Origin of the sequence: Neobacillus driksii, assembly GCF_013409995.1 — a bacterium.
Classification (GTDB): Bacteria; Bacillota; Bacilli; order Bacillales; family Cytobacillaceae; genus Neobacillus; species Neobacillus driksii.
In genome coordinates this window covers 107,842-123,503 of sequence record NZ_JACCBX010000006.1, presented here as the reverse complement: position 1 = coordinate 123,503, position 15,662 = coordinate 107,842, and the positions used below count along the sequence as shown (strand labels likewise).

Sequence of the window (15,662 nt, the reverse complement as noted above, 5' to 3'; positions counted from 1 at the left end):
CCATCTTTATTCAGTTTTTTCAATATTCAATGATACAAAATCATCCTTTTACCGTAAGGGAATAATGAGTTTAGTCAATCAAGCCAGCTGTGGTTTAACAGCTTTCATCTCATCGATCACAATGTCTCCATCTTTTACAATTAATTTACCGTCTAGATATAAGGTACAATTTTTCATTGGTAAATCAAGATGGCACGGGGTATCGTTGTTCCCCCCTAATTCGGAGTTTGGACCTAACGAGAATAAGACATTTCCATAAAAAGCACGCCCATCCATCCCAAACACTTGATCATCGAATGCGAGACTATGCCATTGTGCTCTTTCGTTAAGCCCCCAGCCAATGTGAGATATCGCGTAAGCTCGCGGGTCATTAAAACTTTCGATATAATCCCTCATCAGCATGGCGTCAAAACCGCCTTCAATGTCCGTAACAAATCCACCTTTTATCGTTAACTTTACTTGGTCTTGAAAATATCGGTTAAACGGGAAAAATATGTCCCCTTTATCCAAAACTACTACCCCGTTAACTCCGCCATCATTAGATGTCGCAGCAGAAAAACAACTTGGCAAGTGGTCCCATCTGCCTGGTTCATCAGCAAAACCGTATTCCGTAAGGATTGGATATTGACCTAGCTGATAGGTAACATCGCTGCCCGCCTTATTGGTGAATCTTAATTCTTTTGCATTCCTTAATAATTGAGTTGCATATAGCACTCTCTCTTTGTCGCTTTCCTTTGGAAACATTCTTTTAATTACATCGAAAGGTTCGACAACCAGCAGAATTCTTACTCCTGCATCCTGCAGTTCCAATTGTTCTTTAGAAAAAAGGAGGAGAACTAAGTCAATGACAAGGTCGGCCTTCTTCAAGCATTCAACTGCAACTCGGTTATCGGTTAACGGTGTAATGCCAAACGAACCAGAAGCTCCTTGTTTAGCTGGCGGCAGTTTCAATTCAAAGGCGTTCGCCCCGATCTCGGAAGCTGCTGTCAGGAACGCTTTCGCATAATCTGCTCTAATCTCGCCAGAAGTTAATACCGCCATCGTTTCTGACCGCTTTAATTTACACAATTCAAGTTGTTTTTTAAACAGGGAAACCATTTCTTGAAATTCAACAGTCATTTATTAACACCTCGTTTATTTTTTTGTAATTCCTTCAATAAATGAAACAATATAATCAACTGTTTGTTCTGGTGCATCTTTATACACCATGTGGCTTACTCCTTTAACCCTTTCAACCTGCATCGAAGTGTTGATCGTTTTCAAAACCTGAAGTTCGTTTTCACGAATGGTATCTCCATGTTCTGCCGCTAATAGGGATGCAGGGACTGAAAGCATTTTGATATATACTTGAAAAGGCTCCAATAACAGAGATTGGTAGGATTCAATAATCGCTGGCAAGCTATTGTTTCGATATTCTTCCGCTCTTTCAGCTATTTGTTCTTCTGTAAATGAAGGAAAGAAGCTGCGGAATAATTCCATATCCCCTTGATCAACAGCCTCCTTTTGTTTTAAAAACATCGACAATGGATTAGGATAGATCTCTCTCTGTCCTGGTCCGTTAATAGGAGGATCGATTAATACGATGCCGGAAATGAGAGACGGATATTGGCTGCCAAATGCAGCCGCAATCCGTGCTCCCATGGAGTGGCCAACCAATACGGGAGCAATGGGATTATCTATTAAAGCGTTTACAATATTCAGTAAGTCCTCTGTATAATCTTTTAATAGATAGCCTTCCTTAGGACGATCGGACAGCCCTCTGCCCCTGGCATCCATTGATAAGGAATAGTAGTTTTCAGGCATTAAATTTAGGACTTTTGCAAATGAAAGGCTGTAACTAGTAATTCCCGGCAAAAAAATGACGGGGGTACCGGCCTTATCTCCTTTAGTAATGAGGTGAATTTTTGCATTCAGACCGTTTACAAAAAGGTCCCCAAAAGAATGATTTTGCTTCATATTTATATCTCCTCTCAGGCGAACGAACCTAAATTAAGCTCTATTCTTCTATCAAGCGACTTCCATTTTCACTAGTGATTACACTTCATATGGAAGACCAATAGATTTACGTATTTGGTCCATAAAAGGTGTTCGGTCGTATTCATGATATAGACGCTCACGAAGCAATGGAGCTGGGAGTGCATTGACGTTTTCAAAAAGTCCAACACGACCTGCATGAGAATCTGTGGTAATATCCCAAATAAAGTTCATCAATAAGTTTTTCTGCTTGGATGTTAAATCCCGTCCAACGAGAAGTTCCTCCAGTTTCCCGCCAATAAATGGATGATCATAGTCTTTTTCAGAGAATCTCATGACCAATCCCTGTCCGCATAATTCCTGAAGATGATGGATAATCCGCGGATAGTGTGTAATACCATAAAGTCGCCCGGCGGTAAGCATATTGACATCTGGCCACATCACGTCATCTTCGGTTAGTTTAGCTAGTTCCTCTGAGGCCAATACATATGCTCTCAAGGTTTGAGCATACTGAATCACTTCTGATACGATAGAACGTACACCTGGAATCTTCCCTGTTCCCAAAGCATCAACAATCAGCTGGGCAGCTCCGGCATACATTTCCGCTTTGGTTGCCAATCGAGAGAGAATATGCCAGTGCGCTCCTAATACAACCCCTCCATATAATTCATTAAGTTCTGGTACTCCATAGTTAAAAATTCTCCACTTTTCCACGAAAACGTTATCAAAAATCAAGAAGGAATCCATTTCTTCTCCTCGTGATTTAACCGGGTGATCATAGGTACTTGCCGCATCGCAAGAGACTGTTTCACGACAGACAATGTGAATGCCTGGTGAATTTATCGGTACTGATAACCATAATGACTCTTCAGGTAACAAACCAGGACGCATCAGATTAGAGAGGATCATCTCATTTCCTTGGGACGAAATGGAACCTACCGCTTTCGCTCCGCTAATATAGATTCCTTCTTCCGTTTCCCTCACCACCCGGAGTAAAGCAGGAGTAGAATCGCCGCCTTTTATTTGGCTCCCCAATTCAACATCAAACAGGCGGGCACCAGCTGCCGCGGCTTTTGAACGGTCATTTTGAGGATCAACTAATACCTCAGGACCCATCAAGTTATTTTTTTGAGCATAGTCAATATAGTGGAGGACATTATCTGCATATTCAGGCCTTTTGCTGCGGAACTTTGAAAGATATGCCGCCATTCCCACAGGCACGAGAGGCGCCAAATCAAACGGGCGGCCAAACACCCCGAAGGTTTCCTGAGCAATATAATCCGTTAATTCCCTTCGGCTCTTCAAATCTTCTTTTGTTCTAGGAATCATCCAGGCTTTGGTCACTCGTTCCCCTATGTCTGACCTGATGTACGTAAGCTTATCTTGTGTTTCTGGGTTATGCTGGGCATCAAAGATGTTAGCCATAATATTTATACCACCGCTAGTGGCTGGGTGAGTGGTTACATCCTGAATCAATTCGCCCTTATAATAAACGGTCCTGTCATCACGAAGACTCTCCTTATACATCTCGCCTGTTTTTAAATACTTTGAAACTACCGAAATCTTTTCCATCCTTCTCCCCCTAAAAAATATTTACGAGAATCCTTGCCGATCAAATTTGAAGTTATCGAAGTTTAAACAGCTTATTATATTAGCCTCAAGTTGTTAAACTTGTCGAATTTATCATAGATAAAGTCTAAGGTGAGTATCAAAAAGTGTCAATATTCTAATAAATTCTCACAATATAGTATAATGAAATGAACAATTTAATTTAGTATAGAATGACGCTGGTTAGCTATTTCTAATTCAATTTCCTCAGGAACTGCTGTAGACACAGACTGAAGAAACTCTACCGTAACCTTATCTTTAGAAAAACAATTAATCGCAGCCTGGTCTAAATTTATTTCAATAAATTGATTGGTAGGGAAAATAATTGCTTTAGTAAAGTATTTGTTAGTAGAATTTTTCAAATTGACCCAATACTCCCCTGCAGGCGGCAGAATAAGGGCTGCATCTGGCACAAATAGTCCTCTATAATCATTCAACCTCTGGACAATCCTGCCGCACATTTCGTGTTGTTTACCCATAAGATCAGAAGCAAGCTTAAGATCACCATTATTTATCGCCTGGCGCACTCTAGTGCTGGAGATACGCTCATCAGCCAAATGAGTAAATTCGAAAATATCCGTCTCAAATCCCAATCTGGCACCTGTTTGTTTTAAAACTTCGGGGGTTCCTGAACCTTTAAAGCCAAACCTAAAGTCCTTTCCAACAAAAAATTTTTTAGGGTTTAAACCCAATAGAACGCTGTCAACAAAATCATCGGAGCTAATGGTTGAAAAGCTATTATCAAAAGTATATTCAATGAGGATATCGACTCCAAGAGCAGCTATTCTCTCCGCTCTGATGTGCGGACTGGTAATAAGAGACGATGGTAATTCAGTGTTGCTAAAAAAGGTTTTCGGTAGAGGATCAAATGTTATGACAATCGTGGGGTAGTTATTTTTTTGCCCCTCCCATACAGTGCTTGAAATTAATTGCTGATGGCCTTTATGTACGCCATCAAAGGAGCCAATCGTTATATAAGAGCCATGTTCTAATTCTGTTAAATGCGGGTTGAATAGATTTTTATAATATTTCAGGACTTTCCCTCCTCACTATCTATTGTTTTAGTTATAAGGGAATCCAACCTGGCCTTCTTTTTCATCAATCAAAACGTTTAAGGCCAAAAGCGTTGATTGAAAAATTTATTCTTTTATTTAAGCTGTAAATGAACCCTTGGGATATTTAGCAGATACTGTTGTTATGATTTTCTCGGTAGTTAATACATCGGCATATTTCTGGCGCATATCGATAAGACTTTGTTCATGGGATGCTAATGAACGATCCCCTACCGCATCCTCCACAACGATTGGTCTGTATCCGTATTGCAGCGCATCAACAGCTGTAGCACGAACACAGCCACATGTTGTACAACCTACAATTATCACAGTATCAACATTCTGTGCATTTAGACGTGCAATTAAATCGGTCCCAAAAAATGCTGATGCATATTTCTTAACAATTAAGCCGTCACCATAACGAAAATCTAATCTGGGATCGACATTCACTGCACTGGTACCTGCTTTTAAAGTCTTTAACCCCTCCATCTTTTGGTACCATAATCCTGAATCAGCAAATGTATCATCATCATAAGAAATGGTAGTAAAGAATACTGGTAGATCCTTATTACGGATAATTTCCAAAAGCGCATTTACTTTATTTATTTGCGGGGTTAAATCGGAACCCATAGGCATACTAGGATCAGTAAATCCTTCAATCATATCAACAACGATCAACCCTGGTTTCTTACCAAAACCCAATATTTTTCCAAAACCTCTTTCTTTATAAAAATCCTCATCACCTTGCTGATGCACCACAACAACGCTCCCTCCACAACCCTCCAAGACTAGTAACATACCAATCTTGGAAAGTCATTCACTTGAATTAGTTCCTTACAGCTGTATTAAATTCTCCAAATTGTCTATCAAAATGAAGCAATGGTGATTTAGATTCACCTAATATCACATCTTCCACGAACCCGATAAAAATAGTATGATCACCAGCTGTCACTGTTTGTTCAACTCTGCAATGAACACTGGCTAGAGCATTTTTGACATCATAATTAAAACTGCCCTTACTTTCTGCAAACTCCTCAAAAAACTTTGGTGCACCTGCTTTTGCTCCAGATCTTGCTACTTCAATTTGATCCTCGGCAAGCACGCTGACACTGAAACGTTGGTTATTAATTATCGCTTGTGTACTAGCTGCTTGTGTAGCTAGGCTTATTAAAATTAGAGGCGGCTCCATTGAAATTGAACAGCACGCACTAACAGTTAAGCCCCAAGGCCGGCCCTCGATTTCAGTCATGACAATTGTTACTCCAGTAGCAAGCCGGCTCATCGACTCTCGAAATTTATTTTTTACTTCATCCATTATAATTCTCCTCCTTAATTGGAAGTTTAGAGATGATATCCCCTGATAGCAGCTTACCTGCATTTGGCACATACGGGTGCAGATCAAGAGTTTTAAGAATGTTGTATACGGTCGCAACAGCTGCTGAAAGCACTGGTTTTCCGATTTCATTCTCAACAAGCTGAATTGCTTCTAATGAAGGCATCTGAACACAAGCAGATAAGACAACCGCATCAGCTTGGCTAATATCTAATTTTTTTACAATCTCTAGCAAACGCATAGGGTCTTGACGTCCAACTTCTAAATTATCAGGTATTTCCAGACTAATCGAATCTGTTACTTGTATGCTGCTTGCCTCAATATAGTCAATCACCTGTTTCGTTAAAGGCTTCATATAAGGGGTAATAATAGCGACTTTTTGAGCTCCTAATGTTTTAATGCCATCTACCAGAGCACCAGCACTGCTAATAACCGGTGTAGCTGCTCCATTTTCTTTTGTTGCATTAAATAGGCGCTGTTCAGACTCCATATGATAACCGGGCCCCTGGCACATAATAGCGACAAGGCATGCATACGCAAGAACATCGCATCTGGCATCCGAAAGTTCGACAGCACAACGGTCACTTTCTACATCCATTGCTTTTAATTCTTCTTTTGTAACATGTTTCATTCGCATCCTACTTGAGTGAAAAGTAAACGACAAATTCGGATCAACTTGTTCTCTCCAACGAAGCATTGCTGGAATTTCCGTTTCCATCGTTGTATTGGAACTAGGAACAACTAATCCTATTCGGTAATTTTTTTTCATTTACACGCCTCCAAAATAGATAGAACCTATTAAGCTATTGTTCTTATAAACTTCACCTACAAAGGAAGTCCGATCGACTTACGAATATGGTTCATAAACGGTGTTCGATCATATTCATGATACAAACGCTCACGAAGCAGCGGTGCCGGCAAAGCATTAACGTTTTCAAATAGAGCGACGCGGCCTGCGTGGGAATCTGTAGTAATATCCCAAATGAAGTTCATCAACAAGTTTTTCTGCTTCGAAGTTAAATCGCGTCCAACCAGTAATTCCTCTAATTTTCCTCCAATAAAAGGATGTGCATAATCTTTTTCAGAGAATCTCATGACCAGTCCTTGTCCGCATAATTCCTGGAGATGATGGATAATTTGCGGATAATGCGTGATACCATAAAGGCGTCCAGCTGTAAGCATATTTACATCCGGCCACATAACGCCATCTTCAGTCATTTCAGCTAATTCTTCCGAGGCTAGAACATAGGCTCTTAACGTTTGAGCATATTGAATAACTTCCGATACGATAGAACGAACTCCTGGAATTTTTCCTGTTCCAAGTGCATCTACGATTAGCTGAGCAGCACCGGCATACAATTCAGCTTTGGTAGCTAGACGGGATAACACGTGCCAGTGTACTCCTAATACAACGCCGCCGTACAATTCATTGAGTTCTGGGACACCATAATTGAATATTCTCCATTTTTCTACGAAAACGTTATCAAAAATTAAGAAGGAATCCATTTCTTCTCCTCGTGATTTAACCGGGTGATCATAAGAACTGATAGGTTCTGAAGAGACCGATTCACGGCAGACAATGTGAATTCCTGGTGCATTGATAGGAACAGCTAACCATAGAGATTCTTCCGGTAACAGCCCTGGACGCATAAGATTGGAGAGAATCATTTCGTTACCTTGGGAAGAAATCGAACCTACTGCCTTTGCACCGCTAATATAAATCCCCTCTTCAGTTTCTTTCACTACCCGGAGCAAAGCAGGTGTAGAGCTGCCTCCTTTTATTTGGCTTCCTAATTCAACATCGAATAGGCGGGCACCCGCAGCGGCTGCTTTGGAACGGTCATTCTGAGGATCTACTAGTACTTCTGGACCCATCAAGTTATTTTTCTGAGCATAGTTGATATAGTGAAGAACATTTTCTGCATATTCTGGCCTTTTACTGCGGAATTTCGAAAGATGTGCCGCCATACCCACTGGAACAAGAGGAGCTAAATCGAATGGTCTGCCAAATACGCCAAAGGTTTCCCGAGCTACATAGTCAGTCAATTCTCGGCGGCTCTTAAGGTCTTCCTTCGTTCTGGGAATCATCCAAGCTTTACTGACTCGTTCACCTGACTCTTGATTGATATACGTTAGCTTATCCTGAGTTTCCGGGTTATGCTGAGCATCAAAGATCTTAGCCATAATATTGATACCGCCGCTAGTAGCTGGATGAATGGTCACATCTTGAATTTTTTCACCCTTATAGTATACTGTCCGGCCATCACGAAGACTTTCCTTGAACATTTCACCCGTTTTCAAAAACTTTGATACTACCTGAGTATTTTCCATTTGTACTCCTCCTAAAAATAATAGAAAATCATGAACACCGATAGTTTGAAGTTATCAAAGTTGTATTATTTCACCAAAAGTTGCATTAAGCTACCAAACTTACCAAAGCTTTCATAGTTTTATTCTATCTCACGGCACTATTAGTGTCAATATTCAATATTATTAAATTTTTCTAAAAATAAAAAAACCATGATTACCTGAGGATAATCATGGTTTTATTCAAATGCGCTCTCATGGTTTCATACCTTTAAGAACCTTATCCAGATTCATTACATCTGCATACCTTGCGTTTAAATCTACTAATGTTGAGTTCTGTAAGGTTTGATTTCGATCTCCTACAGCCTCTTTAGGAATGATAACTCTATAACCTCTTTGAAGAGCATCTACTGCAGTTGCTCTTATACTCCCACTTGTAGTAGTCCCAGCTAATATTAATGTATCAATTTGTCTGTCTTTCAAGAAATCATCTACTTGATCATCGTACAAAGAAGATATATATACAGTCGCGTTAATCAAATCATATGGATAGTCAGATAAATCTGGATGAATATTGACCCATGTGCTTTCGCGGTCTAAAATTTGAAGCGAGGGGAATTTTTCACACCATAATCTAGAAACCTTATTTTTAGTTTCATAAATCGTTTTACTAAAGATTATCGGAATCTTATCGTTAAGAGCTTGTTCGATAAGTTGTTGGGTGGCAGTGATTTGATGATTCATTTTAATAGCTAATTGGGAATGCGGTTCAGTAAATGCTATGGTAAAATCACGAATTAACAGAGCAGGTTTTGTACCAAATCCAATTTGTCCAGAAAACCCCTGATTAGAGAAAAGCTGTTGAACCTCATCAAGAATATATCGTCTTTGACCGCCAGGGGTATAAATAACCTTTAAGCCATATTCTTCAATATTTCCAGTTTTCTCCATCCGCCTTAATGTACTCGGCGACACTCCCAATAGCTTGGCAGCGTCAGATATATTTAACAGGTTTTCAAACATATGTAATCCTCCCGGCTTAAGTCAGCAATAAACTTTCTAAAGTTACAATAAATTATCCATTATGTATTAAACTTACCATCATTATAGCATAGCAAAATAATCACTGGAACTTATTCCCTATAAATAGTAGAATATTCTTGTGTTTTTCCTGCGATGCGTTTGCTTACTAAAATATTTTCACTATCTCTTATAACTTATGAACACATAAGAGGCTTCTCACAATCTTGTGAGAAGCCTCTTAATTCGGGGAGCTTTTATCTATCCTTTGTTATTTTCTAATTTTAATTTTTGCAATTGCTTTGGATCTCAAGATTCACTATTTGCCAAGTGAAATTAATACAGCTTTCGTGGTGTTCCGAACCCCCCCATAAGGGTTGGCGTGACAACGATTGAGTCCCTGAAAAGCTCTACAGTTTCAGCAGCGAGTACTTCAACCATGACAGAATCGGTTATCAACGGTAAATGTGGACCATGCTGCTCAATCGCCCCTTTGGGGTTAATCTGACCGCTCCATTATCTTTTGAAACCTCCATGGCCTCCGACGACGTTAGAAACCTAATAAAAGTCATGATGGCTGCTTCGCCTGCAGATTCTATCGCTCGATTTCCAGGAATAACTGCATCATGAAAAGTGATTTTCCCTGCATTGCGCTTTTCCTCTGCATACTCACCGCGATTGATCAATTGGAGTCGCATACGCTCCCTACAAATCATGCCTATTTCGTTTGTACTATGATCTCTCTCTTGTAATCGGACACATTTTGACCTTTAATAATTTTCCATAAATAAAACTAACACCATTAGGAAGCTCCGAAACCAAACTATCTTGCTAATATCATATGACTATCTTGAATACCTAAAAAAAAAGCTCTAACCTTCCTTCTTTTTGGAAAATTAGGCTTTTTTTCGTTAAGGATTACAGAAGCTTCTTTTAGTCTCGAAACCTTTTATTTAGGGATGATTTCCTCCTTTTTTAAAAAGTTAATAAATTGCTGTGCTATTTCTTTTGGTTCTCCTACTAATCGATCCAAGTTTCGTTGCTTTACCCCGCCAGATAATATTTGTTTAAGTCTGTTGCTTGCCCCGCCCTTACTATCAGGCATAAAGATTTTTTTGGGTCTCGGGCTTGGAATTTGAAGTGTTAACCGTTCTGATTTATTAGGAATTCTAAACTCATGTTCTTTAATCCTGATTTTAGCTCCACTAAGTAAATGGGGAACCGAAGAAACTTCCTCAATATTCATGGTACCATCACACATCACAAATGCCGGGAAAGTAAAGGTAACCTTTTGTCGTTGACCTCTGCCAAGAGTACGTGTAGCAACACCGGTGCCATCTTTTAGTTGCTCAAGGAAAATGGCAGCTGTTATTAAAGTTGCACCTGCTAGAGAGGCAAGAGTCGCCCCTGCACCATTTGTACCCGCACCCTGTTGTCCCGATAAAATCAGATCAAATTTTTTCTCACTCATCAATTGATCAATCAACTGCACAATCTCAAACATTTGCTTACCATCTTTTAACTTTATCAATTCTGCTTGATCCGCCCCTAAAGCTAATACACTCCGCAGCATATATTGATTATTACCTATATAAAATACGTGAATAGTAGAATTAGGATTTTGATTTTTCAGTTTAGCTGCTGTCTTCATAGCTGCAAGATCTGAATCATCTAATGATAGAATCTTATTTAAATGGCTTATTGTTTTGTTATCTTCTGAAAAAATTGGATTTCCAACAGGATCTATTTTTTCCCGAATTAAGACAGCGATATTCAATCTTAATCGTCCTTTCTCTATGGCATGATTTTTATCCCAGCCGGAAACGTACCCCAGCTCCCCCGCGTGGATAGGACCAGGTAACTGCTCCAGTGTCACAAGAAATGCGGCAAGCACCACATTCTAAACAGCCATCAACAACAAATCTTAATTTTTCTGATTCTAACGTAAACCGTTCAGCCGGGCAGATATTAAGGCAAACTTTCATGCTGCATGTTGTGTCACAAATCGAGGTATTGACTTTAATATGCGGTGTTTCATCTGTAGAAAAATTAACGCGTAATAGTTTTTCAGTTATATCCATGTTTACATGTACCTCCAAACATCAAATCCGTCTTTCATTAACTGCCATGTGGATACATTATTACCTCGTATAGTACTTTTTACGGCTTCCGCTATATTTGGTTGAATTTCATCATCAAAGCCAAACAACTTTTTTGCGATCCCTTCCATAACGGCAGGATATTGATTGCCCATTCGTGGGTTCCCTAAGACTTTATGGGTTTTTCGATACTTTTTAAGATTTTTACCGACAAACGATTTATCGATTTTAGTTTTATAAGAGGCTAATTGTTTTGTTGATACATCTCCCGTTCTTATCGCCTCTACTGCCGTTTTCCCAGCTTCTATTCCGGAAGCGATCGCATAGTTCATCCCCTGTATGCTGAAACCATTATTAACGACAAATCCTGCTGCATCCCCCGCTACTAAAATTCCATTACCATATAAATCAGGAACCATATCTAGGCCAATCTCGGGTACCAAGTGTGCACTATATTCTACTAAACTTGCTCCTTCAATTAGTTTTTTAATTTGCGGCTGATTCTTAAAATTTTCTAAAATGGATCTGGCATTTGTTGAAGTATCGCCCACGGAACCTAAATTCACCACAACTCCAATAGATAAAGTATCTCTGTTGGTATAGAGGAAGGCCCCTCCAAATACTCCATTTAAAAAATTACCGACAAACTCGTAAGCGCATCCTTCGTTTTCTCTGATTCCAAAACGTTCATTAATCGTATTGACAGGCAGTGACACAATCTCCTTAATTCCTAAACCAATTTCCTTTGGTAATACATCTCGTTTTCTCAACCCCGCCTTTTTTGCAAGTAAGGAATTAACCCCATCCGCACAGATAACAATATCAGCTTCTAAGTAACCATCAGAGTGGTGTGTTTTAACTCCTTTTACAAAACCTTCTTCAATAATGAGATCTTCAACCAAAGTATTTGTTAATAAAGTGGCTCCCGCTTCTTCCGCCTTTTGGGCAAACCAGCTATCAAATGCATTTCTATTTACCGTAAAAGCTTTTTTATCCTCTAATTCTTTTTCTACTTCAAACTGCATTAAGGAAAGAGATTTCTCCGAAACCATCCCTAATCCTTTTTTGGCCACCCACCGTTCAATCGGGGCTTCATTTTTCCAATCCGGAATAAAATCATCGAGGACACTAGAAAATAATACACCGCCTGTTACATTCTTTTCCCCAGGGATAATGGCTCGTTCGATGATACATACAGCTAATCCCTCACGTGCGATTTCGATAGCCGCAGCAATACCTGCCAACCCAGCACCTACAATGATGACGTCGAATTTATTAGACAACCTGTTCACCCCCTAGTTCTTCAATTAATGCAGGTAAGACTTCATAAGCATCACCTATAATCGCAATATCCGCAGCTTTTAATAAAGGAGCGTTTGGATTTGCATTAATTCCCACTATAACCCCCGACTCCTTAATACCAATGAGATGGTGCGGTGCTCCAGAAACACCAACCCCTATATAAATCTTAGGAGCGACAATACTCCCTGTTAAACCAATGAGCCCGCTATGCGGAAGAAAGCCATTGTCCACTACTACACGACTTGCACCGAGCGTGGCACCGATAAGCTTAGCAAACTTTGAAACCAGCTTATATCCTTTTTCGGTCGCAATGCCGTCACCCATCGCAACGATTAATTCGGCTTCCGTTAGGTTAATTTCTTCTGGGTTCGCCTTAAACAAATCCACAATTTTAGGGGCAATGGCACCGCTCATCTCTTGTATTTGCTTGGGCTCGACTTTTTTATTTCGACCAAGTGGGCTTTTTCTGCCCGTACCACTTGGGATAATCGTTGCTAAGCAGACGGCTGTTCCTCTCATCATGGTGCGTATTTCATCTACCTTCCCGGAATAGGTTGTTTGATGAATTTTAAATATATTTTTATCAATTGATACTTGTCTGCAAGAATGAAAAAATATACCGTTCAAAGTGGCAGCCGCTGTCCCCAATAAACTTTCACCAAGCAAATTATTAATAGCTAATATAAGCCCAACTTTTGAGCATGTTCCTATTTCCTTAACTGCTTCTCCTGCTAACTGTCCACATGGATCCTCATACTTTGTAAAGGGAATCTCCCAGTACTCATCCACCCCCGCAGAGTTTAATTGCAGCTGAGAAATCGTTTCACGGTAGGCGGTACCAATTAAGGTACCACCTAATTGATCGGATAGTTTTTTAGCATCCTTCAGCACATTTTTACTGTCTTCCGTTATTTTTCCTTCTTCCCCTTCGAGAAAAACAAGGACATTATTCATCATCGTAATCTCCCCTTATGGCAGTCCTTTAAAGTGCGCGGCCGAGCTCCTCTGCTTCCCAAATGACTTGTTCAATCATCCTTGGAGAAACACTATCGCCAACACGGTATACTTCTGGGCATTTGCCTTTAAGTGCAAAATACAACTCAGCAATAGAAGAATTATGGTTCGCATAAACAAATGTATCATACCCATCAATTGTCACTTCTTCTTCGGTATAACAGTTTTTAATGGTTGCGCTATCACCTTCGATGGCTGTTACTTCATAGTGCGGTGTCATTTCTACATCCAATGCCATAATGCGTTGATAAAGCATAACCCTATTGCCTGGTTCTAAATTTTCACCAACAAAGGACATTGGTGTAACAACATTTACATGTTTGTCTTGTGTTGCCAGCAGTTCTACTACTCCTGCCGCTTTGTAATGCCCGTTATAATCGATAAATAATACTCTATCGCCTACTTCAGCATTACCTTCGATCACATCATATACATTGTAAACATTTTCTTGGTCCGCTCCAGGTATATCTAAACCCAATGGACGTGACCCAGTCGCAATGATGACGGCATCTGGATTAAGATTCATTACTGTATTTTCAGCTGCTTCAGTATTGTACATAATCTCCACACCAAGTGATTGAACACGCTTGATTAAATGAGAGGTAACCCCTTGGAATTGATCTCTGAATGGGAGCTTACTTCCTAATAGCACTTGCCCGCCCAATTTGTCATTTTTCTCAATGAGCGTCACCTTATGGCCTCTTAACGCAGCAATTTCACTCACCTTCAAGCCGGCTGCACCACCGCCGACAACCACAATTGATTTTTTCTTATCCGCTTGCAGCAACGTTCCGATTCCAAGTTCCCGTTCCTTGCCTACTGCCGGATTATGAATACAACGAATTGCCTTGTCCTGCATGACTTGATAGATACAACCATCATTACAAGCAATACAGTTTCGAATGTCTTCTACCTCACCTTGCAAGGCTTTGTTAGGAAGCTCCGGATCGGCGATTAATGCCCGAGCCATACCTACCAAATCGGCATGTCCGTCTGCTAGAACCTTTTCTGCTTGAATCGGGTCATTGATACGTCCAAAAGCAATTATCGGCAGATTAATCACTTCTTTAAGGGCTGCTCCCATATAGACAGCAAATCCAGCAGGTACAGAAGCAGGAGGAATTTCCATATAAAAACTAGAGAAAGTGCCTGCATCAGTATTGATATACGTAACTTGTCCTGTTTCCTCAAATGCTTTCGCCAGCTCTATACCATACTCGAGGTCATATCCCCAAGCAGTGAATTCATCCAGACAAAGGCGAATGCCAAGCGGGAAGTCATTCCCTACTTCATTCCTAATGGCTTGGATGATTTCCATCGGTAACCGAAGCCGATTCTCAAAAGAACCGCCATATTGGTCGGTACGACGGTTGAAATACTCGGAAACAAACGAGCGTAAGAGACCATCATGGGCTACTTTTATTTCTACTCCATCAAAACCAGCTTGCTTAAAGTGAAGTGCGGTTTTCGCAAAACCTTCAATTACTTCTTGTATATCTTCCAATTCCATTTCTTTTGTATTGAACGGGCTGGAAGGCTCAGGCATTTGTGTTGGGGCCATTAAAAGTTGCGGCGGATTCACTAAAGTCGTATGACCGCCATGGTTGATTTGCCCAAAAATTTTCGAGCCATGTTCGTGAACAAGGTCTGCGTATTTACTTAATGCAGGAATAATTTTCGGATCCCATCCGTGAATGAACCGTTCTGACATTTTTCCTGAACGGGTAGCAGCTATCGCATACATGATAATTAATCCAGCACCACCCTTCGCGCGCTCAGCAAAGTAGTACGCATCCCGTTCTGAAGGCATTCCATCTTCATTACATAGAGCATTAAAATGCGGTAGGAAGACGATTCTATTTTTTACGGTCACGTTTCCAATTTTAAATGGTGTAAATAGATAATCAAACTGACTCATTACAAAGCCTCCATTTTTAAAAGTGTTAGAAACTC

The 15,662-nt window shown here is 40.2% G+C and carries 16 protein-coding genes; all 16 read right to left on the bottom strand.

The window, feature by feature from the left end:
- Positions 1 to 78 precede the first annotated feature (78 nt).
- Positions 79 to 1,119 carry a M29 family metallopeptidase gene (locus tag F4694_RS14910; RefSeq protein ID WP_179599281.1) on the bottom strand — a complete coding sequence of 347 codons (1,041 nt, stop codon included), beginning with the start codon at positions 1,117 to 1,119 and terminating at the stop codon, positions 79 to 81.
- Positions 1,120 to 1,134: 15 nt separating this feature from the next.
- Positions 1,135 to 1,956 carry an alpha/beta fold hydrolase gene (locus tag F4694_RS14905; protein ID WP_179599279.1) on the bottom strand — a complete coding sequence of 274 codons (822 nt, stop codon included), beginning with the start codon at positions 1,954 to 1,956 and terminating at the stop codon, positions 1,135 to 1,137.
- 78 nt (positions 1,957 to 2,034) lie between these two features.
- Positions 2,035 to 3,546, bottom strand: coding sequence for a 4-hydroxyphenylacetate 3-hydroxylase N-terminal domain-containing protein (locus F4694_RS14900; protein WP_179599277.1), 1,512 nt, complete (start codon positions 3,544 to 3,546; stop codon positions 2,035 to 2,037).
- 194 nt (positions 3,547 to 3,740) lie between these two features.
- The gene (locus F4694_RS14895) at positions 3,741 to 4,616 is read right to left on the bottom strand and encodes an FAD synthetase family protein (RefSeq protein ID WP_179599727.1); all 876 of its coding nucleotides are present in this window, start codon (positions 4,614 to 4,616) and stop codon (positions 3,741 to 3,743) included.
- 117 nt (positions 4,617 to 4,733) lie between these two features.
- Positions 4,734 to 5,393: an isochorismatase family protein gene (locus F4694_RS14890; RefSeq protein WP_308806349.1), complete on the bottom strand. Its 660-nt coding sequence runs from the start codon at positions 5,391 to 5,393 to the stop codon at positions 4,734 to 4,736.
- Between the two features lie 67 nt (positions 5,394 to 5,460).
- Positions 5,461 to 5,949 carry a flavin reductase family protein gene (locus tag F4694_RS14885; RefSeq protein ID WP_179599273.1) on the bottom strand — a complete coding sequence of 163 codons (489 nt, stop codon included), beginning with the start codon at positions 5,947 to 5,949 and terminating at the stop codon, positions 5,461 to 5,463.
- Positions 5,942 to 6,736 carry a maleate cis-trans isomerase family protein gene (locus F4694_RS14880; protein WP_179599270.1) on the bottom strand — a complete coding sequence of 265 codons (795 nt, stop codon included), beginning with the start codon at positions 6,734 to 6,736 and terminating at the stop codon, positions 5,942 to 5,944. The genes F4694_RS14885 and F4694_RS14880 overlap by 8 nt, the downstream gene beginning before the upstream one ends.
- A gap of 56 nt (positions 6,737 to 6,792) precedes the next feature.
- Entirely contained in the window at positions 6,793 to 8,298 is a 1,506-nt protein-coding gene (locus F4694_RS14875; protein ID WP_179599268.1) for a 4-hydroxyphenylacetate 3-hydroxylase N-terminal domain-containing protein, read from the bottom strand.
- Between the two features lie 231 nt (positions 8,299 to 8,529).
- Positions 8,530 to 9,297, bottom strand: coding sequence for an isochorismatase family protein (locus F4694_RS14870; RefSeq protein ID WP_179599266.1), 768 nt, complete (start codon positions 9,295 to 9,297; stop codon positions 8,530 to 8,532).
- A 333-nt stretch (positions 9,298 to 9,630) separates the two neighbouring features.
- Positions 9,631 to 9,753, bottom strand: coding sequence for a hypothetical protein (locus F4694_RS32200; protein WP_374757427.1), 123 nt, complete (start codon positions 9,751 to 9,753; stop codon positions 9,631 to 9,633).
- On the bottom strand, positions 9,750 to 9,980 hold the full coding sequence (locus tag F4694_RS14860) for a hypothetical protein (protein ID WP_218895674.1): 231 nt from the start codon (positions 9,978 to 9,980) through the stop codon (positions 9,750 to 9,752). The genes F4694_RS32200 and F4694_RS14860 overlap by 4 nt, the downstream gene beginning before the upstream one ends.
- Positions 9,981 to 10,243: 263 nt before the next feature.
- Entirely contained in the window at positions 10,244 to 11,071 is an 828-nt protein-coding gene (locus F4694_RS14855; RefSeq protein ID WP_179599262.1) for a hypothetical protein, read from the bottom strand.
- Positions 11,072 to 11,102: 31 nt separating this feature from the next.
- On the bottom strand, positions 11,103 to 11,375 hold the full coding sequence (locus F4694_RS14850; protein WP_179599260.1) for a ferredoxin family protein: 273 nt from the start codon (positions 11,373 to 11,375) through the stop codon (positions 11,103 to 11,105).
- Positions 11,376 to 11,377: 2 nt separating this feature from the next.
- The gene (locus F4694_RS14845) at positions 11,378 to 12,676 is read right to left on the bottom strand and encodes an FAD-dependent oxidoreductase (protein WP_179599258.1); all 1,299 of its coding nucleotides are present in this window, start codon (positions 12,674 to 12,676) and stop codon (positions 11,378 to 11,380) included.
- Positions 12,669 to 13,652 (bottom strand): electron transfer flavoprotein subunit alpha/FixB family protein, encoded by a 984-nt coding sequence (locus tag F4694_RS14840; RefSeq protein ID WP_179599256.1) that lies wholly within the window; start codon positions 13,650 to 13,652, stop codon positions 12,669 to 12,671. The genes F4694_RS14845 and F4694_RS14840 overlap by 8 nt, the downstream gene beginning before the upstream one ends.
- A gap of 25 nt (positions 13,653 to 13,677) precedes the next feature.
- On the bottom strand, positions 13,678 to 15,627 hold the full coding sequence (locus F4694_RS14835) for an oxidoreductase (RefSeq protein WP_179599254.1): 1,950 nt from the start codon (positions 15,625 to 15,627) through the stop codon (positions 13,678 to 13,680).
- Positions 15,628 to 15,662: the final 35 nt, after the last annotated feature.

Coding starts and splice junctions, on each gene's coding strand:
- F4694_RS14910 (WP_179599281.1), bottom strand. CDS start 1,119: ATGACTGTTGAATTTCAAGAAATGGTTTCCCTGTTTAAAAAACAACTT.
- F4694_RS14905 (WP_179599279.1), bottom strand. CDS start 1,956: ATGAAGCAAAATCATTCTTTTGGGGACCTTTTTGTAAACGGTCTGAAT.
- F4694_RS14900 (WP_179599277.1), bottom strand. CDS start 3,546: ATGGAAAAGATTTCGGTAGTTTCAAAGTATTTAAAAACAGGCGAGATG.
- F4694_RS14885 (WP_179599273.1), bottom strand. CDS start 5,949: ATGGATGAAGTAAAAAATAAATTTCGAGAGTCGATGAGCCGGCTTGCT.
- F4694_RS14880 (WP_179599270.1), bottom strand. CDS start 6,736: ATGAAAAAAAATTACCGAATAGGATTAGTTGTTCCTAGTTCCAATACA.
- F4694_RS14875 (WP_179599268.1), bottom strand. CDS start 8,298: ATGGAAAATACTCAGGTAGTATCAAAGTTTTTGAAAACGGGTGAAATG.
- F4694_RS14870 (WP_179599266.1), bottom strand. CDS start 9,297: ATGTTTGAAAACCTGTTAAATATATCTGACGCTGCCAAGCTATTGGGA.
- F4694_RS14850 (WP_179599260.1), bottom strand. CDS start 11,375: ATGGATATAACTGAAAAACTATTACGCGTTAATTTTTCTACAGATGAA.
- F4694_RS14840 (WP_179599256.1), bottom strand. CDS start 13,652: ATGATGAATAATGTCCTTGTTTTTCTCGAAGGGGAAGAAGGAAAAATA.
- F4694_RS14835 (WP_179599254.1), bottom strand. CDS start 15,627: ATGAGTCAGTTTGATTATCTATTTACACCATTTAAAATTGGAAACGTG.